Genomic DNA, 21344 nt, shown 5'->3' on the forward strand with positions numbered 1-21344 from the left:
CCGGTGCGCGGGAGCGAGCTTCACAGCTCAAATGTTGTAATTTTCCTACCAAACAGCAGGAAAATTCATTCTGTCACGCAGACTGCTGTATCCTGCCCCCGGCTTCTCAGGAGCCAACCAAGCGCCATCGCGTAATCTTTCAACTATCGAACTTGCGAGGAACGACGAGATGCATGAAATCCCGAATCTTCCCTTCCCAAGCCTGAACCCCGTCGAACAGACGCCCGCCACTCACAGCGCCGAAACAGCCCAAGCGGCTGAACCACAAGGCGACGAAAACCCGAGCGCCGACCAGGAATAACCGCGCACCACAGGACGTGTGAAAACCTCGGTTAACGGGGGACCACCCCACCAACCGGTTTTCACACGCTCAAGAACGACCTCCCTCGCGCACTCCCCTCAGCGCATCAGCAGAGTCTCCGGCACCGCTCATCGTCAAGTGCTGCTCCGACTCCGATCCAAAGCCATGCAAGTACGTTCACGTATCAGTAGTCGATTTTTCCGCGGCCTGCCTTGATCGCCCCGCGCTTGCTCTTGGTGTCCAGACGCCGGGTCTTGGAACCCAGGGTCGGGCGCGTGGGTCGCCGTTTCTTTTCCACCTTGACCGCCGCAAGAATCAGCTCGCGCAAGCGCTCGAGGGCATCGGCGCGGTTCTGTTCCTGGGTGCGGTGTTGCTGGGCCTTGATCACGATCACACCGTCGCGGGTGATCCGGCTGTCACTGATCTGCAGCAGGCGCTCCTTGTAGAACGGCGGCAAGGAAGACGCCTGGCTGTCGAAACGCAGGTGCACGGCGCTGGAAACCTTGTTGACGTTCTGCCCGCCCGCGCCTTGCGCGCGGATGGCATTCAACTCGATTTCTTCGTCGGGGATGTGGACAGTGTTGGAGAGGACAAGCATGGAAACGCCCAGATCGGTGGCTGGGCGTCAGGATACTCGGTGTTGCCGGTTTTGGGGCTTCTCGCGGCGGTTCGGCGCACCGAACCGCCGCGCCCGGGCTTACTTGACCGCGGTACTCACGGCAGGCGCCGCCGCGGAACGCTTGCTCTTGAGCACATAGCCCACCCACATCACCAGCAGCCAGACCGGAATCGCGTACACCGAATTACGGATGCCAGGGATCAGCAGCATGATGCCGAGAATCAGCACCACGAACGCCAGACAGATGTAGTTGCCGTAGGGGTACCACAAGGCCTTGAACAGCGCCTTCTGACCAGTGCGGTCCATGTGCTGGCGGAATTTCAGGTGCGAGTAGCTGATCATCGCCCAGTTGATCACCAGCGCCGCGACCACCAGCGACATCAGCATTTCCAGCGCGTGCTGCGGCATGAAGTAGTTGAGCAGCACCGCCACCAGGGTCACCGCCGCCGAAGCCAGGATCGAACGTACGGGCACGCCGCGCTTGTCGATCTTCGCCAGGCCTGCCGGGGCATCACCCTGCTCGGCCATGCCGTAGAGCATGCGGGCGTTGCAGTAGGTACCGCTGTTGTATACCGACAGCGCTGCGGTCAGGACCACGAAGTTGAGGATGTGCGCTGCGGTGTTGCTGCCCAGCATCGAGAACACGTGGACGAACGGGCTGCCGCTGTAGGAACCGCCGGACGCGTCGATGTTGGCCACCAGGCTGTTCCAAGGGGTCAGCGACAGCAGCACGACCAAGGCACCGATGTAGAAAATCAGGATGCGGTAGATGACCTGGTTGATCGCTTTTGGGATCACGGTCTTCGGCTTGTCGGCCTCGGCTGCGGTGAAACCGAGCATTTCCAGGCCGCCGAAAGAGAACATGATGATCGCCAGGGCCATCACCAGACCGCCAACGCCATTGGGGAAGAATCCGCCGTGTTCCCACAGGTTGCTGACCGAGGCCTCAGGGCCGCCGCTGCCGCTGACCAGCATGTAGCTGCCCAGGGCGATCATGCCGACGATGGCCAGGACCTTGATGATGGCGAACCAGAATTCGGCTTCGCCGAACACTTTCACGTTGGCCAGGTTGATCGCGTTGATCAGGATGAAGAACGCCGCGGCCGAGGCCCAGGTCGGGATCTCCGGCCACCAGTAGTGAATGTATTTGCCGACCGCTGTCAGTTCGGACATACCCACGAGGATGTACAGCATCCAGCAGTTCCAGCCCGACAGGAAGCCGGCGAATCCGCCCCAGTATTTATGCGCGAAGTGGCTGAAGGAGCCGGCGACCGGCTCTTCGACGATCATCTCGCCGAGCTGGCGCATGATCATGAAAGCGATGAAGCCGCAGATGGCGTAACCGAGAATCATCGACGGACCGGCCGATTTCATCACCCCGGCCGAGCCGAGGAACAGACCGGTACCGATTGCACCGCCGAGGGCGATCAACTGGATGTGGCGATTTTTCAGGCCGCGCTTGAGCTCACCTGAATGTGGGTTTTGTCCACTCATGAACGAAGTCACCTGTTGTTTTTATCTGTGACGGGATCGGACCCACCACGCTCGTGGCGCAGCGGAATTGACAAGGTGGTTACCTTGGCGCTTGAAAACGGGCGGTTCGACGCGGGCAACAGGGCCCGGTCGCTCAGCCTGGCATCAGCAAGGTTGCGCGGTACGCAATAGGGTCACAGGTAAAACGCGGCGCACTGTATACCCTTGCATTGACGTAAGGGTCAACACATCGCGTAACGTTCTGTTGACGGCACGCAGCGGTCCAGCGGGAGAAATGAAGCCTGGGATGGTGAATGGCGTACATGGCGCCCTCCGTTTTTGTTGTTTTTTTCTGCCCCACTCTGCGGCGGGTCAGGCACATGGCAATGGCGCACATAACACCGTGCCACGGGGGCTGGAGCAAGGTGTTGACGCGAACGTAAAGCGGGTCGGAAGGGGATTTTCGGCACGGAATGTTTACAAGACGAATGGCGCTGCGGATTGGCTGGAGAAGCGGCCCAAGCTCGTAACAAATTATTTACAAAGTGGTTCAAAAAATTGCCAGGCAGAGATTGTTTGGGTGGCCAACGGGGGCGGTCATCGCTGCACGCCTATGCGCTACAAAAAATCGGGACAAAAAAAAAGCCAACCCGAAGGTTGGCTTTTTTCACACCCGGCCCTTACTCAGAGCGAGGCTTGCCCCGACCCGAGCCGCCGCCACCTGGACGCTTCGGCGTGCCAGCCGGCTTGCGGCGCACATCGCTCGGACGTTCGGCAACAGTGCTGCGGCCTTTACGCGCGGAATCGTCGCGCGGCTGGCGCGGCGAACGCTCGGTGGCACCGTCCTTCGCCGGACGCAGGGTCCGCACGCGCTCGCCACGGCCCACAGGCTTGCTGGATTTACGCTGCATGCGCTCCAGCTTGTCCTTGGTCTTGGCGTTCATCGCCGGCATCGCCACCGGGGTCAGACCCACTTCGGCGGCCAGGATGTCGATTTCGCCCTGGCTCATTTCGCGCCAGCGGCCCATCGGCAGGTCGGAATTGAGGAACACCGGACCGAAACGCACGCGCTTCAGGCGGCTGACCACCAGGCCCTGGGATTCCCACAGGCGGCGAACCTCACGGTTACGGCCTTCCATCACCACGCAGTGATACCAGTGGTTGAAGCCTTCACCGCCCGGCGCCTGCTGGATATCGGTGAAGCGTGCCGGACCGTCTTCCAGCACGACGCCTTCCTTGAGGCGGGCGATCATGTCGTCGTCGACTTCACCACGCACGCGCACGGCGTACTCGCGGTCCATCTCGTAGGACGGGTGCATCAAACGGTTGGCCAGTTCACCGTCAGTGGTGAACAGCAGCAGGCCAGTGGTGTTGATGTCGAGGCGGCCGACGTTGATCCAGCGGCCTTCTTTTGGCCGCGGCAGGCGGTCGAACACGGTCGGACGGCCTTCCGGGTCGTCACGGGTGCAGATCTCGCCGTCAGGCTTGTTGTACATGATGACGCGGCGTACGGCTTCGGCTTTTTCTTCGCGCTTGATCAGGCGACCGTCGACGGAAATGGCGTCGTGCAGGTCGACGCGCTGGCCGAGGGTGGAGACAACACCGTTGACCTTGATGCGGCCTTCGCCGATCCAGGCTTCAACGTCACGGCGCGAACCCACGCCAATGCGCGCGAGTACTTTTTGCAGTTTTTCGCCGGACGGACGTGGCGGGCTATCTTGCAGGTCTTGTTCACTCATCTGGGCACCTCCCGGTGTAGAGATTCAAATCTGGGCTTCTGGTGCGCCAAGCACCAAAAAGGTCGCGAATCATACGCTGATCCCGGCGCAAACGCATCAGAGCGTAGCGTTATATCGCCATCGGCGCCGCGCTTTTACGCCGGACGGTGGATCAGTCGCGGGTTGCTTCGGGCAACGTGTCGTGGCTGTCGTCTTCGCCCAGTGCTTCATCCACCGCCTCTTCAGACGCTTCGGGCAGGTCACGCAGCAGGTCGTCGAAGTCGGTTTTCAAGCCTTCCTCCATTGCGTCCAGCTCCACCAGCAAGGTGCGGAAGCTGGTTTCTTCCACCGGTGCCTCGCCATCAGGCTCAGCACTGGCATCGGCCAGGGCCTGCAAATGCGCGGGCACGGGCAGGTCGTCCAGGTCCATCGGCGGCATCGGCGCCGGCTCCATTTCCCGCAATTCAGCGAGGGACGGCAATTCGTCGAGACTCTTCAGGTTGAAGTGGTCGAGGAACCCCTTGGTGGTGGCGAACATCGCCGGCCGGCCAGGCACCTCTCGGTAGCCGACGATCCGCACCCACTCGCGCTCCAGGAGCGTCTTGACGATGTTGGTATTGACCGCAACGCCACGCACATCCTCGATCTCGCCGCGGGTGATCGGCTGGCGATAGGCGATCAACGCCAGGGTCTCCAGCAATGCCCGGGAATAGCGCTGCGGACGCTCTTCCCAGAGCCGGCCGACCCACGGCGCGTACGTCTCGCGAATCTGCAGGCGATACCCGGAAGCGACCTCCACCAGTTCAAAGGCCCGTCCGACGCAGGAGGCGCGCAGCACCTCGAGGGCTTCCTTGAATACGCTGGAGTCAGGGCGCTCGGCCTCTTCGAACAACTCGAAAAGCCGCTCCAGCGATTGCGGTTTACCCGAGGCCAGGAGGAAGGCTTCGAGCAGGGGCGCCAGGTCGCGCGGGTCGTTCAGGTTCATGCGGTTGCTCTTGAATTCATTCTGCCCGGGCCCGGACGTGGATCGGCGCGAAGGGCTCATTCTGCACGAGTTCGACCAGCGATTCCTTGACCAGCTCAAGAATCGCCATGAAGGTCACCACCACACCGAGCTTGCCCTCCCCTGCGGTAAACAGCTCGACGAACGGTACGAAGCCGCCGCCTTTGAGGCGTTCAAGCACTTCGCTCATGCGCTCGCGGGTCGACAGGGCCTCGCGGCTGATCTGGTGGCTTTCGAACAGGTCACTGCGGCGCAGCACCTCGGCCATGGACATCAGCACTTCTTCGATGCAGACATCCGGCAGCAGCTTGCGCGCCTTGGCCTGCGGAGCGTCGAGGCGCGGCACGATGATGTCGCGACCGACCCGGCTCAGTTGATCGATGTCCTCTGCCGCGGCCTTGAAGCGTTCGTACTCCTGCAGGCGACGGATCAGTTCGGCGCGCGGGTCGTCTTCTTCTTGCTCAGCCTGCTCGGCCCGCGGCAGGAGCATGCGTGACTTGATCTCGGCCAGCATCGCCGCCATCACCAGGTACTCGGCGGCCAGCTCCAGGCGCACGGTTTTCATCAGCTCGACATAGCCCATGTACTGGCGGGTGATTTCCGCCACCGGGATATCGAGGATGTCGACGTTCTGCTTGCGGATCAGGTAGAGCAGGAGGTCCAACGGGCCTTCGAAGGCTTCGAGGAACACTTCCAGCGCGTCCGGCGGGATGTACAGGTCCACCGGCATTTCGGTCAGGGCCTGGCCATAGACCATGACCAGCGGCAGTTCCTGTTGGGCGCCAGCCTGGGGATCGACCGGAGCCTCTACCTCTTCGACCATGCTCACGCTTCGACCATGAAAGGCGCAGGGTCGCCGCAACCGACCCGTATGACTTCCGGCTCGTCTCCGGACAAATTGATCACGGTGGAGGCTTTCAGGCCGCCGAAACCGCCGTCGATGATCAGGTCGACGTGGTGTTCGAGCGCTTGACGCATTTCATAGGGATCGGTCATCGGCTCGGACTCACCGGGCATCACCAGGCTGACGCTCATCAGCGGCTCGCCGAGTTCTTCCAGCAGCGCAAGGGCGATGGGATGGTCCGGCACGCGCAGACCGATGGTGCGGCGCTTTTCGTGCAACAGCAGGCGCGGCACCTCGCGGGTGGCATTGAGGATGAACGTGTAAGGCCCCGGCACATGCGCCTTGAGCAGGCGGAAGGTGCCGGTGTCGATCTTGGCGAACAGCCCCAGTTGCGACATATCGCAGCAGATCAGCGTGAAATTGTGGTTCTTGTCCAGCTTGCGCAACTGACGGACCCGTTCCACCGCGTTCTTGTCGCCGATCTGGCAACCCATCGCGTAGGACGAGTCGGTCGGATACACCACCACCCCGCCCTTGCGGATAATCTCGACGGCCTGTTTTATCAGGCGCGACTGCGGATTCTCCGGATGTATCTGGAAAAATTGACTCACGTTGTCTTCCTGTTCAGACGGCCGCGGATGGCTGCTCATGTTTGAATCGACGCCACAGAGGTGGCAGATCCTCCGGCAGAGGCCGGTAGACACCGATTTCGGACCAGGTGCCCGGGCCATGGAAGTCGCTGCCAGCACTGGCCAGCAGACCGAACTCACGGGTCAGGATGGACAACGTGCCGACCTGCTCGGCCGGCTGCATGCCGTTGACTACTTCAAGCGCCTGTCCCCCTGCTTGAATATAGTCGGCAATCAGCCGGCGGCGCTTGCTGCGGGTGAGTTCGTAATGCATCGGATGGGCCAGGCTGACCCAGGCACCGGCCGCGCGCAGGGTCTCGACCGTGTCGTCGAGGGTCGGCCAGTGCAGCTTGACGTCACCCAGCTTGCCGGCGCCGAGCCATTTGCGGAACGCTTCGGCGCGGTCCTTGACGTAGCCGGCGCTGATCAGGAAGTCAGCGAAATGCGGGCGCGCCGGCGCGTTGCCGCTGTCGCCGAGGGCCTGCTGGATCGCCCGCGCGCCTTCCAGCGCGCCGGGCATGCCCTTGGCCGCCAGGCGACGGCTGATTTCCTCGGCGCGCAGCCAGCGGCCACGGTGCAGAGACTCCACCGCCTCCAGCAACGGCGGGGCGTCCAGCGGGAACCCGTAACCCAGGACGTGGATGGTGACGCCCGACCAGGTACACGACAGCTCGATCCCGCTGACCCATTGCATGCCGCGCGCGTGCATCGCCTCGCGGGCCTCAAGCTGGCCTTCGAGGGTGTCGTGGTCGGTCAGGGCCATCGTCCGGACACCCTGTTCATAGGCGCGGGCAACCAGATCGGTGGGAGTCAGCGAGCCGTCTGACGCGGTGCTGTGGCAGTGCAGATCAACATTCATGGGGTGACGCTTTCCCTCTCATTGAGGTTTGTTATTATGCCGACACATCCCGCTCCTGGCTGCCACCGTGAAACAATTCATCGATTTCATCCCGCTGCTCCTGTTTTTCATCGTCTACAAACTCGATCCCCGCGTCGTCGACGTCGCCGGCCAGAGCTTCAGCCTGGGCGGCATCTACAGCGCCACGGCGGTGCTGATCATCAGCTCGCTGGTGGTCTACGGCACCCTGCTCATCCGCCAGCGCAAGCTGGAAAAAGGCCAGTGGCTGACTCTGGTCGCCTGCCTGGTGTTCGGCGGCCTGACGCTGGCCTTCCACAGCGAAACCTTCCTCAAGTGGAAGGCCCCGGTGGTCAACTGGCTGTTCGCCCTGGCGTTCCTCGGCAGTCACTTCGTCGGCGACAAGGTGCTGATCAAGCGCATCATGGGCCACGCACTGACCCTTCCGGACCCGGTCTGGACCCGTCTGAACCTGGCCTGGATCGCCTTCTTCCTGATCTGCGGCGCGGCCAACCTGTTCGTCGCCTTCACGTTCCAGGACTTCTGGGTCGACTTCAAAGTGTTCGGCAGCCTGGGCATGACCGTACTGTTCCTGGTCGGCCAGGGTGTCTACCTGTCCCGTCACATGCACGACAGCGACCCCACCACTCCCAAACCCGAGGAATGACATGCTCTACGCCATCATCGCCACCGATGTTGCCAACTCGCTGGAAAACCGCCTGGCCGCGCGCCCGGCGCACCTGGAGCGTCTGCAACAACTGAAGGCTGAAGGACGCATCGTCCTGGCCGGCCCGCACCCGGCCATCGACAGCAACGACCCGGGCGCCGCCGGTTTCAGCGGTAGCCTGATCGTCGCCGAGTTCGACTCCCTGCACGCCGCCCAGGCCTGGGCCGATGCCGACCCGTACATCGCCGCCGGCGTCTACGACAACGTCATCGTCAAGCCCTTCAAGCAAGTCCTGCCGTAACACCCACGGCGCGCCGGCCCAGGCTGGCGCGCCGTGCCCCGTTTTTAATCGGGACAGTTGCTCATTATTCTCATCGCGCGGCCGACAACACCCTGAACACTCGACTGGAATTACAGGAGTTCCGATGCGTCAAGGTCCGTTGTCCATGCTGCTGTGCCTGTTGTTGCTGAGCCCGTTCACTCAGGCCGAAGAGGCCACGCCGCTGTCGCTGAGTGCGGGCAGCCAGATCACCGAGTTGCAGCAGCGACTGAAAGAGAGCGAGCTTCAACGCGAAGCACTGACCCAGCAACTACAAAATACCGACAGCGAGCGCGAAAACGCGCAACTGGGCCGGCTACGCCAGGAAAACCAGCGCCTCAAGCTGATGCTCAAAGAGTCCCAGGCCAGCACGCCCCCTAAATTGCTGACCGATCAGCAGCAATGGTTCGTGATCGGTAGCGCGGTCACCCTGATCGCCGTGCTCTGCGGTATCTTTGTCAGCGGTAGCCACAGAAGGCGCAAGCAATGGTTGAATTGAGTGAGACATGAGTGAGCTGTTACTGATTGACGACGACCAGGAACTCTGCGAACTGCTCGCCCACTGGCTGAGTCAGGAAGGGTTCCAGGTCCGTGCCTGCCACGATGGCCAGAGCGCCCGCAAGGCATTGGCCGAACAGGCTCCGGCAGCCGTGGTGCTGGATGTGATGCTGCCCGACGGCAGCGGCCTGGAGTTGCTCAAGCAGTTGCGCAGCGAGCACCCCGAGCTGCCAGTGCTGATGCTGTCGGCCCGTGGCGAACCACTGGACCGCATCCTCGGCCTGGAACTGGGCGCCGACGATTACCTGGCCAAGCCTTGCGACCCTCGCGAACTGACCGCCCGCCTGCGCGCCGTGTTGCGCCGCAGCCATGCCCCCGCAGCGCCGAGCCAGCTTGAAATTGGCGACCTTAACTTCAGCCCGGCGCGCGGCGTGGTCGAGATTGACGAACGCGAGCTGACCCTGACCCTCTCCGAAAGCCGCATCCTCGAAGCCCTGCTGCGCCAACCCGGCGAACCGCTGGACAAGCAGGAACTGGCGCAGATAGCCCTGGGCCGCAAACTGACGCTCTACGACCGCAGCCTCGACATGCACGTCAGCAACCTGCGCAAGAAGATCGGCCCCCACCCTGACGGTCGTCCGCGCATCGTCGCGTTGCGCAGCCGCGGCTACTACTACAGCCTGTAAGCGCTGTGTCAGTCAGGTTCCCGGCGGTCTTTACCCAGGCTTTACCCTTGGCTGACCGCCGCTGACCTTGATCTCCATAAACTGGCCACATCCGGTAACGACCGGCCTACAGATAGGAGAGACACCATGCGCAAGACCCTTATCGCCCTGATGTTCGCTGCCGCCCTGCCAACCGTCGCCATGGCCATGCCCGAAGGCGGCCCAGGCCCTGGCCCACGCCACGGCGAGCACCACCGCGGTGACGCGCCTTTCGCCCAACTGGACCTGAGCCGCGAACAGCGCCAGCAAGTTGGCAAGCTGATGGGCGAAGAAATGAAGAACCGCCGCGAGGTCACCCAGCACTACCTGGAAAAACTGCCGGCCGCCGAGCAGAAGGCCATGAAGGACGAGCTCAAGGCCAAGCAGGACAAGACCCAGGCAGACATTCGCGCCCTGCTCAAGCCAGAGCAGCAGAAGCAGTTCGACGAACTGCAGAAGAAACGCGAGGAACGCCGCGCCGAATGGCAACAGTTCCAGGCCTGGAAAGCTGAACACGGCAAAAAGACCCAGTAAGCTGTCACACCTCCCCCGCCCGACCTGCTCATGCAGGCCGGGCTTCCGTCATTAGAGGGACTGCCCTTGCGTTCACTGTTCTGGCGTATCCTGGCCAGCTTCTGGCTCGCCATCGCCCTGGTCGCCGGTCTGTCGATCCTGCTCGGGCACACACTCAACCAGGACGCCTGGATTCTCAGTCGTCATCCGGGCCTCAACGTCCTGGCGAAAAACTGGGCCGAGCGCTACGAGCAGCAAGGCCCGGAAATCGCCCAGCGCTACCTCGAACAACGCAAACACCGCTACCACATCGATACGCAGGTGCTCAACGAGGCCGGCGAAGCCGTGGTACCGGGAACGTTCCCGCGTCGGGCGGCGGTGTTCGAAGCACGGCAAGGCAATGACGATCGCCCGCTGCCCTGGCGCCGCCTCACCGAGGAATACACCAGCCCCGGCAGCGGCACGACCTACCTGTTGATTTATCGCATCCCGCATCCCGAACTGGATGCCTGGCACCGCGAGAGCCTGATCTGGCCCCTGAGTGCACTGGGCATCACCTTGGTGGTGCTGACCCTGTTCAGTTTGCTGGTCACGCTGTCCATTACCCGCCCGCTCAGTCGCCTGCGCGGCGCGGTACATGACCTCGGCCAGGCCAGCTACCAGCAGAACAGCCTGGCGCGGTTGGCCAGCCGTCGTGATGAATTCGGCGTTCTGGCCAATGACTTCAACCGCATGGGCTCGCGACTGCAAAGCCTGATCGGCAGCCAGCGCCAACTGTTGCGTGACGTTTCCCACGAGTTGCGTTCGCCGCTGGCACGGTTGCGCATCGCTCTGGCTTTGGCCGAGCGAGCGGAACCGGAACAGCAGGAAACCTACTGGCCACGCCTGACCCGCGAGTGCGACCGGCTCGAAGCCTTGATCAGCGAGATCCTCGTGCTGGCGCGGGTCGATGCCGAGCATGCCCACGCCGAGCCTGTCGACCTCAATGCGCTGTTGAACAGCGTGTGCAAGGACGCGCAACTGAGCGCGCCGGAGCAAGAGATCCAGATCCAGGAAACCCCGGGCCTCATGCTTCAGGGCTGGCCCACGATGGTGGAACGTGCCCTGGACAACCTGCTGCGCAACGCATTGCGCTTCAGTCCGGAAGGTCGACCGATCGAGGTCACGGCATTACAGGAGGGCGAGCGGATCGTCATCAGCGTGCGCGATCACGGGCCGGGCGTGGCGCCGGAGCATCTGGAGCAGTTGGGCGAGCCGTTTTTCCGTGCACCTGGGCAGAGTGCGCCGGGACATGGTCTGGGCCTGGCGATTGCGCGGCGGGCGGCGGAGCGTCATGGCGGGAGTTTGCAGTTGGCCAATCACCCGCAGGGCGGGTTTGTGGCAACGCTGGTGTTGCCGGTTCAGGCGGGTGGGGGTGCCTGATTTGTAGCCTTATTCGCGAGCAAGCTCGCTCCTACAGAATGAGCCCTGTAGGAGCGAGCTTGCTCGCGAATGGGCCGAGAGGGCGACGACAGACTCATCGCTGGCAAGCCCCACAGCGGATTCAGCCCCAGGCGCTGACAAAGTCCTCGGTCTTCAATACCGGCGCAGTCCGCGGCTCACCCATTGGCGTGCCGAGGTACAGGAAGCCAATCAACTCTTCCCCCGCCTCCAGCCCCAGGCCCTTGGCCACATGCGCCGAATAGGCCATCTCGCCGGTCCGCCAGACCGCGCCGATGCCTTGCGCATGGGCCGCCAGCAGAATCCCGTGGCCGGCACACCCCGCCGCGAGCACCTGCTCGGACACCGGCACCTTGAAGTGTTCCTGAGTCCGGGCAATCACCAGCACCAGCAGCGGCGCCCGCAGTGGCATGGCGCGCGCCTTGTCGAGGGCGGCTTCGGTAGCATCGCCCTTGAGCGCCACCACTTCGGCGAACAGCTCGCCCAGACGGGCCCGCGCCTCGCCTTCGACCGTGAGGAAGCGCCAAGGCCGCAACTGGCCGTGATCCGGTGCACGCAAGGCCGCCTGGAACAGGCCTTCACGCTGGGCGGCGTTGGGCGCAGGGTCCGTCAGGCGCGGAACGGAAACACGGTTGAGCAAAACGTCGAGAGCCTCCATCGGCTACCCTCCAGGTCGAAAAATGAGGGCCCATTCTAGTGCCCTGCCGATCAAACACCACAGCGACGTTTACTTAAAAAGGCCCGCAGGTAGAATGGCGCCCTTCCGTTTCGAGTCAGAGCAGATCACATGGCGTTGCCGACCTTAAGGATCATCGGTTTCATTATCGGCATCTTCCTGATCACCCTGGCGGTCAGCATGGTCGTACCGATGGCGACGCTGGTCATCTTCGAACGCACCAGCGACATGCCGTCGTTCCTCTGGTCCAGCCTGATCACATTCATCGCCGGCCTTGCGCTGGTGATTCCCGGCCGGCCGGAGCACGTGCATCTGCGCCCGCGGGACATGTACCTGCTGACCGTCAGCAGTTGGCTGGTGGTGTGCATCTTCGCTGCATTACCGTTCCTGCTGACCCAGCACATCAGCTACACCGACGCCTTCTTCGAAAGCATGTCCGGCATCACCGCCACGGGTTCCACGGTGCTCAGCGGCCTGGACAACATGTCACCGGGGATCCTGATGTGGCGCTCGCTGCTGCACTGGCTCGGTGGTATCGGCTTCATCGGCATGGCGGTGGCGATCCTGCCGCTGCTGCGTATTGGTGGGATGCGCCTGTTCCAGACCGAATCGTCGGACCGCTCCGAGAAAGTCATGCCGCGCTCGCACATGGTCGCCAAGTCCATCGTGCTGGTGTACATCGGCATTACCGCGCTCGGCGGCCTGGCCTTCTGGCTGGCGGGAATGAACGCGTTCGATGCGATCAACCACGCCATGTCGGCAATTTCCACTGGCGGGTTCTCCACCTCGGACCTGTCCCTGGCCAAGTGGCACCAGCCAGCAGTGCATTGGGTCGCGGTGGTGGTGATGATCTGCGGTAGCGTGCCGTTCACCCTGTATGTGGCGACCATGCGCGGCAACCGCAAGGCGCTGATCAAGGACCAACAGGTCCAGGGCCTGCTGCTGTTGCTGGTGGTGACCTGGCTCGTACTCGGCACCTGGTACTGGGCCACCACCAAGCTGCACTGGCTCGACGCCCTGCGCCACGTCGCGCTGAACGTCACCTCGGTGGTCACCACCACCGGCTTCGCCCTGGGGGACTACAGCCTGTGGGGCAACTTCTCGCTGATGCTGTTCTTCTACCTGGGCTTCATCGGTGGCTGCTCAGGCTCGACCGCCGGCGGCATCAAGATTTTCCGCTTCCAGGTCGCCTACATCCTCCTCAAGGCGTCGCTGAACCAGTTGATCCACCCGCGGGCAGTGATCAAGCAGAAATACAACGGTCACCGGCTCGACGAAGAAATCGTCCGCTCGATCCTGACCTTCTCGTTCTTCTTCGCCATCACCATCTGCGTGATCGCCCTGCTGCTGTCACTGCTCGGCGTCGACTGGATGACCGCCCTGACCGGCGCCGCCAGCACGGTGTCCGGCGTCGGCCCCGGCCTTGGCGAGACCATCGGCCCGGCGGGCAACTTCGCCACCCTGCCAGATGCGGCAAAATGGATCCTTGCCGGCGGCATGCTGCTCGGCCGCCTGGAGATCATTACTGTGCTGGTTCTATGTATGCCGGCGTTCTGGCGTCACTGACCGGCGCTGGCGTTGCCTCGGGCTGGTTCAGTCCGTGGCGGCGGGCGCGGTATTCGCCGGGGGTGACATCGAACCAGCGGCGAAAAGCCCGGAAGAAATTGCTCGGGTCGGCGAATCCCAACAAATAGGCCGTTTCCAGCAGGGTCATGCCCGGCTGGGCCAGGTACTGCTCGGCCAGTTCGCGCCGGGTATCATCCAGCAGGGCCTGAAAACTGGTGCCCTCCTCCTGCAAACGACGCTGCAAGGTGCGCTGGGACAGGTGCAGCGCCTGGGCCACGAGTTCGCGCTTGGGTTCGCCCTGCGGCAGCACCCGACACAACACCTGTCGGGCGCGGTGGGTCACCCGGCTTTCGGAAAAGCGCGCCATGTATTCCCCGGCGAAACGGTCGTGCAGGGTCGCCATCGCCTCGTTGGCGGTGGGCAGCGGCGCCTGCAGGTCTTGCGGGTCGAAGATCAGCGCGTCGTAGGGCGCGCCAAACACCAATGGAGAATGAAAAGCCGCTTTATAGGGTTCGATATCGTGCGGCTGCGGGCCCTGGATCAGCACCCGCCGCGGCTGGATCACCCGCCCGCTCAACCAGGTGCACAGCGACAACGCGCAGGCCAGCGACGCTTCAGAGCTGTGGCGGGTCGGCGGCAGATGGTCGCCGTGGACGGTGAGGATCAGGGCATGGCCTTCCGGGCCGAGGTGAAAACTCAGGTCCGAGCTTTCGGCAATGATTCGCTGATAGCGCACCAGACGCTCGAAACCTTCGGCCAGGGTCCGGCTCGACATCAGCGCATAACCCACCACATGAAACGACGCTGGCCGCACCACCCGGGCCATGTTCAGGCCGATGGCGTGGTTGCCGGACAAGTCCTCGGCCAGTTGCCAAAGGCGGGTCATCGAGTCCTGGGTGAAGCGTGCGTCAGGATCGTCCAGCGCGGTGAAATCCAGGCCAAGCTTGCGAAACAGGGCCGGACAGTCCAGCCCCTCAAGCTCAAGCGCTTTGACAATCCCGGAGGCCCAGCTTGCTGACGTGGTTCTCTCGTTCATGGCGGGCTCAGGTTCTGGGGAGACGCAAAGGATACTAAAGTGGCGCCTATTGTCACTTGCTGATACAGCTACTGACTCTAGACTCAGTTCAGGCTCCACGCCCTATAGGTTGCAAACTTACAAGAACAGGGAGGCTAAAGCCGTGGACAATCTGCAGCGTTTCAACAGCTTCGCCCAGTTCTATCCCTATTATCTGGGCGAGCACAGCGACCCTACGTGCCGTCGCCTGCACTTCGTCGGCACCACGCTGGTGATCGCCCTGCTCGCCTACACCATCGGCAGCGGCAAGTGGCTGTTGCTGCTGGCGGTGCCGTTCGCTGGCTACGGATTTGCCTGGGTCGGGCATTTCTTCTTCGAAAAGAACCGTCCGGCCACGTTCAGCTATCCGCTCTACAGCCTGTTGGGGGATTTCGCGATGTACCGCGACATGCTGCTGGGGAAGGTGAGCTTCTAGACACGTGACCGAAGTCAGCCCTGCACGGACTCCGCCAGCCGCGCCGCTTCCGCTTCGGCCTGGCGGGCCTGGTCATCTGCCAGCCGATACAACTCGATCTGGCCATCCCAGTGTTCGATCAGCGCCGTGCATGACTCCACCCAGTCGCCGCAATTGAGGTAGTCGATCTCGCCGACCTTGCGGATCTCGGCGTGGTGGATATGCCCGCAGACCACCCCGTGAAAGCCCTGCTTCACACACTCGCGGGCGATGGCTTCCTCGAAGTCACTGATGAAGTTCACCGCGCTTTTGACCTTGTGTTTCAGGTACGCCGACAACGACCAGTAGCCATAGCCGTAGCGCGCCCGCCAGTGGTTCAGCCAGCGATTGAGGGTCAGGGTGAATTCGTAGGCCGAGTCGCCGAGAAAGGCCAGCCAGCGGTGATAGCGGGTGATGACGTCGAACTGGTCGCCATGGATCACCAGCAGGCGGCGGCCGTCGGCGGTCAAGTGCTCGGCCTGGTCCACCAGATGAATGTTGCCCAGCACCAGTTTCGAGTAGCGCCGGAGGAATTCGTCGTGGTTGCCGGTGACGTAGATCACCTCGGTGCCGCGCTTGCTCATGGTCAGCAGGCGGCGAATCACGTTGGTGTGGGCCTGCGGCCAGTACATGCCGCCGCGTAGCTTCCAGCCGTCGATGATGTCGCCGACCAGGTAAATGCGGTCGGCGTGATAGCGCTTGAGAAATTGCGACAGGTGCTCGGCCTGACAGTCGCGTGTGCCCAGGTGTACGTCGGAAATCCACAGGGTGCGTACGCGCTGCTTGCGCGAGGGTTTGATCAACGCGGCACTGTTCATGGGCGGGGCTCCGGCAGACTTTGGGCGAGCTTGCCAGCCGGCGGTTAATCGAACATGACAGCCATACGGCAGTCCCATGACAGCCGCAGCGGAGTAAACTGGCGCCTTTCACCCGCTTGGACCCTCGCCATGAGCTGCGGCCCGATCCTCTCCCTGCGTCACTACCGCGATGACCTTATCGCCCACAGCCACGAGCACCCGCAACTGGTGTTCGGCCTGCGTGGGCGCCTGGACTTCGAAGTGGACGGGCGCGGCGCGCGGGTCGAGCGCCAGGACCTCATGGTGGTGCCCGCCGGCGCACATCACACGTGCGGCAGCGACACCGGCAGCCATTGCCTGGTGCTGGATGTGCCCGCCGACAACTGGCTGGCCAGCAGCCTCGGCGCACATGCGGTCGACTGTCACCGCTTGCTGGAACGACCCGGCCCGCTGCTGCTGGACACTCGTCAGCAGCAATTGGTGGACTGGCTGGCCCACAGCCCCGTGAGCGACCCGCTGATTGCCCGCCAGGGCGCGGTGTTGTTGCTCGCCAGCTTGAATGCCGCTGCCAGCGCCAGCCCGATCCAGCGCGAACTGCCCTACGCCAGCTTCGACGCCCATATCGAGCAGTACGCGGCCTATCCGTTGCAGGTCGCTGACCTGGCGCGGCTGGCCGGACTGTCCAGCGCACGCCTGCACGCCCGCTTCATCGCCGAGCGCGGCATCACGCCGATGGACTACATTCGCCAGCGCCGCCTGCTGCGCGCTCGGCAATTGCTGCAAGCCACGTCCTTGCCGGTCGGCGAGATCGCCAGCCGGGTTGGCTACAGTTCCCAGAGCGCCTTCGCCGCCGCCATGCTCAAGGCCTTCGGTCGCAGCCCCGGTGCGCTGCGCCGCGAGTCTGGCGACAACTGACGCGAGGACCGCGACAGACGCCCCGGCGTAGGCCGCCTTACACTGGCCACGCTGTCGCCTGCTCATCAAGGACTCCCATGAACCACCGCACCGCCCTCGGCGCCCTGCATATCGGCGCGCTGTTTTTCGGTTTGACCGGCGTTTTCGGCAAGCTTGCCAGTGCCGCGCCCTCGATCATCGTCTTCGGTCGCGCCGCCTTCGCGGTGCTCGCCCTCGGCCTGTTCGCCCGCCTCGCCGGCTCGGCCTGGCGGCCGCTGCAAGCCCAGGACTGGCGCCGCCTGGCACTGGGCGGCGTGCTACTGGCCGGGCATTGGGTGAGTTTCTTCATCGCAGTCAAGGTCGGTGGCGTGGCCATCGCCACCCTGGGCTTCGCCAGCTTCCCGGCCTTCACGGTGATCCTCGAAGGCCTGTTGTTCCGTGAGCGCATTCGCAGCAACGAACTGCTGTTGGTGGTGCTGGTGAGCATCGGTCTGGTGCTGGTCACTCCCGATTTCGACCTCGCCAGCGAAGCCACTGCGGGCCTGCTCTGGGCGCTGCTTTCGGGCTTGCTGTTCTCGCTGTTGTCGCTGACCAACCGCGCAGGCGGCGGGCGCATCCCCGCAGTGCAGGCCGCGTTGTGCCAGAATCTGGTGGTCGCCCTCTGCCTGCTGCCGGTCGCGGCCCCGTCGCTGGCAGAGGTCCCGGCGATCGACTGGCTGTGGATCGGCTTGCTCGGGGTGTTCTGCACCGGCGTCGCCCACAGCCTGTTCGTCGCGTCCCTGGCGGTGATCAAGGCGCGTACCGCAGCGGTGGTGTTCGCCCTTGAGCCGGTCTACGGCATCACCATGGCCTGGCTGCTGTTCGCCGAGACGCCCACCCCGCGTATGCTGCTGGGCGGTGCGCTGATTATCCTGGCGATCGTGGCGTCCAGCCGTCTCGCCGCCAGCGCGGAGCCGCGCAAGGCCGCCGCCGGCCAAAGCTGAACCTCAGCGATCGTTGTGACCGAGGTCGCGCTCGGGGTCGATCTGGTCGCGCACCCGCTGCTTGAGCACCTTGGCTTCCGGGAAGCCGCCGTCGGCCTTGCGCTCCCAGATCTGCACGCCATCGCAGGTGATGCGGAACGTGCCGCCGCTGGCGGGCTCCAGCGCCACTCGGCCCAGTTCGTCGCTGAACGTGCTGAGCAGTTCCTGGGCCAGCCAGGCCGCGCGCAGCAGCCATTGGCACTGGGTGCAATAGGTGATGACAATTTCCGGCTTCGGCGCGCTCACGGTAACAACCTCAAACAAAATGTGTGGCGCTTATACTAGCGGTCTTTGCCCTTCGCTCCGAGAGCCACGATGCGCCGCCTGCTGCTCTGTCTGCTGCTGTTGTCCACCTCCCTTTCCCTGTTCGCCGCCGAGACCGCCAAGCCTGGCGCTACCCGGCCCAAGGTCGGCCTGGTGCTGTCCGGCGGTGCCGCCCGCGGACTGGCCCATATCGGCGTGCTCAAGGCGCTGGAAGAACAGGGCGTGAAGATCGACGCCATCGCCGGCACCAGCATGGGCGCGGTGATCGGTGGCCTCTATGCCTCCGGCTACAAGATCGAGGAACTGGAGAAACTGGCGCTGTCGATCGACTGGCAGCAGGCCCTTTCCGATGCGCCGCCGCGCAAGGACGTCCCGTTCCGCCGCAAACAGGACGACCGCGACTTCCTGATCAAACAGAAAATCAGCTTCCGCGACGATGGCAGCCTCGGCCTGCCGCTGGGGGTGATTCAGGGCCAGAACCTGGCGCTGCTGCTGGAAAGCCTGCTGGCCCACACCAGCGATACCCGCGACTTCGACAAACTGCCGATTCCGTTCCGCGCCGTGGCCACCGATATCGCCAGCGGCGAGAAGGTGGTGTTCAGCCGAGGCCACCTGCCCCAGGTGATTCGCGCCAGCATGTCGATTCCGGCGGTGTTCGCCCCGGTCGAGCTGGAAGGTCGGCTGCTGGTCGACGGCGGCATGGTGGACAACATCCCGCTGGATATCGTGCGGGAAATGGGCGTGGACATCGCAATCGTCGTCGATATCGGCACGCCGCTGCGCAACCGCAAGCAACTGGCGACGGTGGTTGATGTGCTCAACCAGTCCATCACCCTGATGACCCGACGCAACTCCGAAGAACAACTGGCCGCCCTCAAGCGCGACGACATCCTGATTCAGCCGTCACTGGCCAGCTTCGGCGTCACCGACTTCGGTCGAGCGCCGGAAATGGTCGAGGCCGGCTACCGGGCGACACAAATCCTCGGCCCTCGCCTGGCCGCCCTGCGCCACGTCGAAGGCAGCGGCGCCGAGCTGGCAGTGGCCCGCTCGCCAGGGCAGCGGACCCCGATTATCACCGCGATCAAGGTGGAGAACGACTCCAAGGTCAGCGACGACGTGATCCGCTACTACATCCGCCAACCCGTCGGCCAGCCGCTGGAGCTGGACCGCCTGCAGACTGACATGGGCACCCTGTACGGCCTGGACTACTTCGACCGGGTCCAGTACCGCGTGGTGCACAAGGGCCAGGACAACACCCTGGTGATCAACGCCCGCGGTCGCCGCGGCGGCACCGACTACCTGCGCCTGGGCCTCAACCTCTCGGACGACATGCGCGGCGACAGCGCCTTCAACCTCGGCGCCAGCTACCGGGTCAACGGCATCAACAGGCTCGGCGCGGAATGGCTGACCCGAGCACAGATCGGTGATGTGCAGGAGCTGTACAGCGAGTTCTACCAACCGCTGGATACCGGCTCGCGCTATTTCGTCGCGCCGTACCTGAACCTCGGCTCGCAGAACATCGAGGCGACGCTGGACAACGACCCCGTCGCCGAATACCGCCTGGAGCGCTACGGCTTCGGCCTGAACCTCGGCCGGCAGATCGGCAACAGCGGTGAAGTGCGCTTCGGCGTCGGCCAGGCCTGGGGCAAGGCCGAGGTGCGAATCGGCGACCAGGACCTGCCCAAGGTCAATTTCAACGAAGGGTTCTACGAGCTGAAGTACTCCTTCGACACCCTGGACAACGTCTATTTCCCCCACAGCGGCGAAGACATCCGCCTGACCCTGCGCCAGTTCGAACCGGGCCTCGGTTCCGATCAACGCTACCGGCAATGGGACTTCAAGCTGGACAAGGCACTGAGCAACGGCCCGAACACCTGGGTGCTGGGTGGACGGTACGGGCGGACCCTGGACGATGCCGACGTGGTGGTGTCGAGTATGGTGATGGGCGGGCCGCGACAGCTTTCGGGTTTCCGCCAGAACTCACTGTCCGGGCAGAACCTGAGCCTGATGCGCATGGTCTATTACCGCCGGCTGACCCCGCGCGCCTATCTGCCGCTCGACTTCCCGCTGTACCTGGGCGGCTCGCTGGAACGCGGGCGGATCTGGAACAACGACAACGAGTTCGACAGCGGCTATGTCAACGCGGCGAGTGTGTTCGTCGGTTTCGATACGCCATTGGGGCCGCTGAGCTTCAGTTATGGCTTCAATAGCGAGGATGAGAAAGCGGTTTATCTGAATTTGGGGCAGACGTTCTGAAGGGGGGTTGGCTGTAGGAGCCATAAAAAACCGGCACACAATGCGTAATGCCTGTCAGTTAAACCGATTGGGGCCGCTTTGCGGCCCTTCGCGAGCAAGCTCGCTCCCACAAACTGCACCTTGGCTAGGGATCCTGTGGGAGCGAGCTTGCTCGCGAAGGGCTGCAGAGCAGCCCCAACATCGACACTGAAACGCTAACTGACTGACATTACGCACAACACGTCGGTTTTTTTGTCTTGCCAGATCCGGTCAGACCTTGGACTTTTCCAGGTTCGCCAGAATCCGCGTATGAACCCGCATGCACACTGCCAGGTCCTCTTCATCCACGCCGATGAACAACTCCAGCCGCAGGGCGTTGGCGATGGTTTCGATCTGGTCGATCAGTGGCTTGGCCGGTGGGCAAAGAACAATCTTCTTCGCACGGCGATCTTCCACCACCGCCTGACGCCGCACCAACCCCTGGGCTTCGAGGCTGTCGAGCAGCCGGGCCAGGGTGGGACCTTCGACTCCCACGCTCTGCGCCAACTCGCGCTGAGTCGGTGCTTCTTCGAAACGGGCCAGGTGCAACAGTACAAGCCAGCGCGCCTGGGACAGGTTCAGGCCCGCCAGGCGGCGGTCCAGTTCGGCACGCCAGCCCCGGGACATATGGGCCAGTTGCATCCCGAAGCGGTGTTGATCGGTCAACGGCATAAAAAACTCATAATCAGAACTAATTATTAGCCAGCTAACCATGGCCATTGCCCTTAGGCAAGGTTCATCTGGACGAGGCGTCACGGC

Annotated in this window: 24 protein-coding genes; 12 read left to right on the plus strand and 12 right to left on the minus strand. The window is 63.4% G+C overall.

Annotated features, from left to right (window positions below):
• Window positions 1–169: 169 nt before the first annotated feature.
• Entirely contained in the window at window positions 170–301 is a 132-nt protein-coding gene (locus DM374_RS34070; RefSeq protein WP_256680101.1) for a hypothetical protein, read from the plus strand.
• 184 nt (window positions 302–485) lie between these two features.
• Here DM374_RS34070 and arfB read toward each other — a convergent pair whose 3' ends face one another.
• From arfB to DM374_RS09105, 7 genes are all read right to left on the minus strand, one after another.
• Entirely contained in the window at window positions 486–899 is a 414-nt protein-coding gene (gene arfB, locus DM374_RS09075) for an alternative ribosome rescue aminoacyl-tRNA hydrolase ArfB (protein WP_110969545.1), read from the minus strand.
• Window positions 900–998: 99 nt separating this feature from the next.
• A complete protein-coding gene (locus DM374_RS09080; RefSeq protein ID WP_110969546.1) occupies window positions 999–2414 on the minus strand; it encodes an amino acid permease in 1416 nt (471 codons plus the stop codon).
• Between the two features lie 659 nt (window positions 2415–3073).
• On the minus strand, window positions 3074–4132 hold the full coding sequence (gene rluB / locus DM374_RS09085; protein ID WP_110969547.1) for a 23S rRNA pseudouridine(2605) synthase RluB: 1059 nt from the start codon (window positions 4130–4132) through the stop codon (window positions 3074–3076).
• A gap of 151 nt (window positions 4133–4283) precedes the next feature.
• Window positions 4284–5096, minus strand: coding sequence for an SMC-Scp complex subunit ScpB (scpB, locus tag DM374_RS09090; protein ID WP_110969548.1), 813 nt, complete (start codon window positions 5094–5096; stop codon window positions 4284–4286).
• A 16-nt stretch (window positions 5097–5112) separates the two neighbouring features.
• On the minus strand, window positions 5113–5811 hold the full coding sequence (locus tag DM374_RS09095; protein ID WP_177431539.1) for a segregation and condensation protein A: 699 nt from the start codon (window positions 5809–5811) through the stop codon (window positions 5113–5115).
• A gap of 128 nt (window positions 5812–5939) precedes the next feature.
• The gene (locus DM374_RS09100) at window positions 5940–6569 is read right to left on the minus strand and encodes an L-threonylcarbamoyladenylate synthase (RefSeq protein ID WP_110969569.1); all 630 of its coding nucleotides are present in this window, start codon (window positions 6567–6569) and stop codon (window positions 5940–5942) included.
• Window positions 6570–6582: 13 nt separating this feature from the next.
• Window positions 6583–7446: a PHP domain-containing protein gene (locus tag DM374_RS09105; protein ID WP_110969550.1), complete on the minus strand. Its 864-nt coding sequence runs from the start codon at window positions 7444–7446 to the stop codon at window positions 6583–6585.
• A 67-nt stretch (window positions 7447–7513) separates the two neighbouring features.
• On the opposite strand from DM374_RS09105, the gene DM374_RS09110 reads away from it, so the two are divergent.
• From DM374_RS09110 to DM374_RS09135, 6 genes are all read left to right on the plus strand, one after another.
• Entirely contained in the window at window positions 7514–8110 is a 597-nt protein-coding gene (locus DM374_RS09110) for a septation protein A (RefSeq protein WP_095156813.1), read from the plus strand.
• A 1-nt stretch (window position 8111) separates the two neighbouring features.
• Window positions 8112–8411, plus strand: coding sequence for a YciI family protein (locus DM374_RS09115; RefSeq protein WP_095156812.1), 300 nt, complete (start codon window positions 8112–8114; stop codon window positions 8409–8411).
• Window positions 8412–8535: 124 nt separating this feature from the next.
• Window positions 8536–8928, plus strand: a complete 393-nt coding sequence (locus tag DM374_RS09120; protein ID WP_110969551.1) for a translation initiation factor 2 — start codon at window positions 8536–8538, stop codon at window positions 8926–8928.
• Between the two features lie 7 nt (window positions 8929–8935).
• A complete protein-coding gene (locus DM374_RS09125) occupies window positions 8936–9613 on the plus strand; it encodes a response regulator transcription factor (RefSeq protein WP_095156810.1) in 678 nt (225 codons plus the stop codon).
• Between the two features lie 126 nt (window positions 9614–9739).
• Complete coding sequence (locus DM374_RS09130) at window positions 9740–10165, plus strand: periplasmic heavy metal sensor (RefSeq protein ID WP_110969552.1); 426 nt, start codon at window positions 9740–9742, stop codon at window positions 10163–10165.
• Window positions 10166–10225: 60 nt separating this feature from the next.
• The gene (locus tag DM374_RS09135) at window positions 10226–11566 is read left to right on the plus strand and encodes a sensor histidine kinase (protein WP_110969570.1); all 1341 of its coding nucleotides are present in this window, start codon (window positions 10226–10228) and stop codon (window positions 11564–11566) included.
• A 121-nt stretch (window positions 11567–11687) separates the two neighbouring features.
• Here the strand turns inward: DM374_RS09135 and DM374_RS09140 are convergent, their stop codons facing one another.
• Window positions 11688–12242 (minus strand): nitroreductase family protein, encoded by a 555-nt coding sequence (locus tag DM374_RS09140; RefSeq protein WP_110969553.1) that lies wholly within the window; start codon window positions 12240–12242, stop codon window positions 11688–11690.
• 129 nt (window positions 12243–12371) lie between these two features.
• Between DM374_RS09140 and DM374_RS09145 the strand changes: the two genes are divergently transcribed.
• On the plus strand, window positions 12372–13826 hold the full coding sequence (locus DM374_RS09145) for a TrkH family potassium uptake protein (RefSeq protein WP_110969554.1): 1455 nt from the start codon (window positions 12372–12374) through the stop codon (window positions 13824–13826).
• Here the strand turns inward: DM374_RS09145 and DM374_RS09150 are convergent.
• A complete protein-coding gene (locus tag DM374_RS09150; RefSeq protein WP_110969555.1) occupies window positions 13783–14862 on the minus strand; it encodes an AraC family transcriptional regulator in 1080 nt (359 codons plus the stop codon). The two genes, DM374_RS09145 and DM374_RS09150, sit on opposite strands and share 44 nt — an antisense overlap.
• 142 nt (window positions 14863–15004) lie before the next feature.
• Here DM374_RS09150 and DM374_RS09155 point away from each other — a divergent pair, with 142 nt between their 5' ends.
• The gene (locus DM374_RS09155; RefSeq protein ID WP_110969556.1) at window positions 15005–15316 is read left to right on the plus strand and encodes a DUF962 domain-containing protein; all 312 of its coding nucleotides are present in this window, start codon (window positions 15005–15007) and stop codon (window positions 15314–15316) included.
• 14 nt (window positions 15317–15330) lie between these two features.
• Here the strand turns inward: DM374_RS09155 and DM374_RS09160 are convergent, their stop codons facing one another.
• Window positions 15331–16152 (minus strand): UDP-2,3-diacylglucosamine diphosphatase, encoded by an 822-nt coding sequence (locus DM374_RS09160; protein WP_110969557.1) that lies wholly within the window; start codon window positions 16150–16152, stop codon window positions 15331–15333.
• A 129-nt stretch (window positions 16153–16281) separates the two neighbouring features.
• On the opposite strand from DM374_RS09160, the gene DM374_RS09165 reads away from it, so the two are divergent.
• Together DM374_RS09165 and DM374_RS09170 are read left to right on the plus strand one after the other, a co-directional pair.
• Window positions 16282–17046, plus strand: a complete 765-nt coding sequence (locus tag DM374_RS09165; RefSeq protein WP_110969558.1) for an AraC family transcriptional regulator — start codon at window positions 16282–16284, stop codon at window positions 17044–17046.
• A gap of 77 nt (window positions 17047–17123) precedes the next feature.
• Window positions 17124–18008, plus strand: a complete 885-nt coding sequence (locus DM374_RS09170) for a DMT family transporter (protein WP_110969559.1) — start codon at window positions 17124–17126, stop codon at window positions 18006–18008.
• A 3-nt stretch (window positions 18009–18011) separates the two neighbouring features.
• Here DM374_RS09170 and DM374_RS09175 read toward each other — a convergent pair whose 3' ends face one another.
• Window positions 18012–18293 carry a SelT/SelW/SelH family protein gene (locus DM374_RS09175; protein WP_095156800.1) on the minus strand — a complete coding sequence of 94 codons (282 nt, stop codon included), beginning with the start codon at window positions 18291–18293 and terminating at the stop codon, window positions 18012–18014.
• A gap of 69 nt (window positions 18294–18362) precedes the next feature.
• Here DM374_RS09175 and DM374_RS09180 point away from each other — a divergent pair, with 69 nt between their 5' ends.
• On the plus strand, window positions 18363–20567 hold the full coding sequence (locus DM374_RS09180; RefSeq protein ID WP_110969560.1) for a patatin-like phospholipase family protein: 2205 nt from the start codon (window positions 18363–18365) through the stop codon (window positions 20565–20567).
• Between the two features lie 249 nt (window positions 20568–20816).
• Here the strand turns inward: DM374_RS09180 and DM374_RS09185 are convergent, their stop codons facing one another.
• Entirely contained in the window at window positions 20817–21257 is a 441-nt protein-coding gene (locus tag DM374_RS09185) for a MarR family transcriptional regulator (RefSeq protein WP_095160068.1), read from the minus strand.
• Window positions 21258–21344: the final 87 nt, after the last annotated feature.

Source organism: Pseudomonas huaxiensis (assembly GCF_003231275.1).
Classification (GTDB): Bacteria; Pseudomonadota; Gammaproteobacteria; order Pseudomonadales; family Pseudomonadaceae; genus Aquipseudomonas; species Aquipseudomonas huaxiensis.

What these genes read in the sequence shown, in the direction of transcription:
- DM374_RS09150 (WP_110969555.1), bottom strand. Translation starts at nt 14,862, where the DNA reads ATGAACGAGAGAACCACGTCAGCAAGCTGGGCCTCCGGGATTGTCAAA.
- DM374_RS09115 (WP_095156812.1), top strand. Translation starts at nt 8,112, where the DNA reads ATGCTCTACGCCATCATCGCCACCGATGTTGCCAACTCGCTGGAAAAC.
- DM374_RS09145 (WP_110969554.1), top strand. Translation starts at nt 12,372, where the DNA reads ATGGCGTTGCCGACCTTAAGGATCATCGGTTTCATTATCGGCATCTTC.
- DM374_RS09165 (WP_110969558.1), top strand. Translation starts at nt 16,282, where the DNA reads ATGAGCTGCGGCCCGATCCTCTCCCTGCGTCACTACCGCGATGACCTT.
- DM374_RS09120 (WP_110969551.1), top strand. Translation starts at nt 8,536, where the DNA reads ATGCGTCAAGGTCCGTTGTCCATGCTGCTGTGCCTGTTGTTGCTGAGC.
- DM374_RS09160 (WP_110969557.1), bottom strand. Translation starts at nt 16,152, where the DNA reads ATGAACAGTGCCGCGTTGATCAAACCCTCGCGCAAGCAGCGCGTACGC.
- DM374_RS34070 (WP_256680101.1), top strand. Translation starts at nt 170, where the DNA reads ATGCATGAAATCCCGAATCTTCCCTTCCCAAGCCTGAACCCCGTCGAA.
- DM374_RS09130 (WP_110969552.1), top strand. Translation starts at nt 9,740, where the DNA reads ATGCGCAAGACCCTTATCGCCCTGATGTTCGCTGCCGCCCTGCCAACC.
- DM374_RS09140 (WP_110969553.1), bottom strand. Translation starts at nt 12,242, where the DNA reads ATGGAGGCTCTCGACGTTTTGCTCAACCGTGTTTCCGTTCCGCGCCTG.
- DM374_RS09185 (WP_095160068.1), bottom strand. Translation starts at nt 21,257, where the DNA reads ATGCCGTTGACCGATCAACACCGCTTCGGGATGCAACTGGCCCATATG.
- DM374_RS09105 (WP_110969550.1), bottom strand. Translation starts at nt 7,446, where the DNA reads ATGAATGTTGATCTGCACTGCCACAGCACCGCGTCAGACGGCTCGCTG.
- DM374_RS09080 (WP_110969546.1), bottom strand. Translation starts at nt 2,414, where the DNA reads ATGAGTGGACAAAACCCACATTCAGGTGAGCTCAAGCGCGGCCTGAAA.
- rluB (WP_110969547.1), bottom strand. Translation starts at nt 4,132, where the DNA reads ATGAGTGAACAAGACCTGCAAGATAGCCCGCCACGTCCGTCCGGCGAA.
- DM374_RS09180 (WP_110969560.1), top strand. Translation starts at nt 18,363, where the DNA reads ATGCGCCGCCTGCTGCTCTGTCTGCTGCTGTTGTCCACCTCCCTTTCC.
- DM374_RS09170 (WP_110969559.1), top strand. Translation starts at nt 17,124, where the DNA reads ATGAACCACCGCACCGCCCTCGGCGCCCTGCATATCGGCGCGCTGTTT.
- DM374_RS09125 (WP_095156810.1), top strand. Translation starts at nt 8,936, where the DNA reads ATGAGTGAGCTGTTACTGATTGACGACGACCAGGAACTCTGCGAACTG.
- arfB (WP_110969545.1), bottom strand. Translation starts at nt 899, where the DNA reads ATGCTTGTCCTCTCCAACACTGTCCACATCCCCGACGAAGAAATCGAG.
- scpB (WP_110969548.1), bottom strand. Translation starts at nt 5,096, where the DNA reads ATGAACCTGAACGACCCGCGCGACCTGGCGCCCCTGCTCGAAGCCTTC.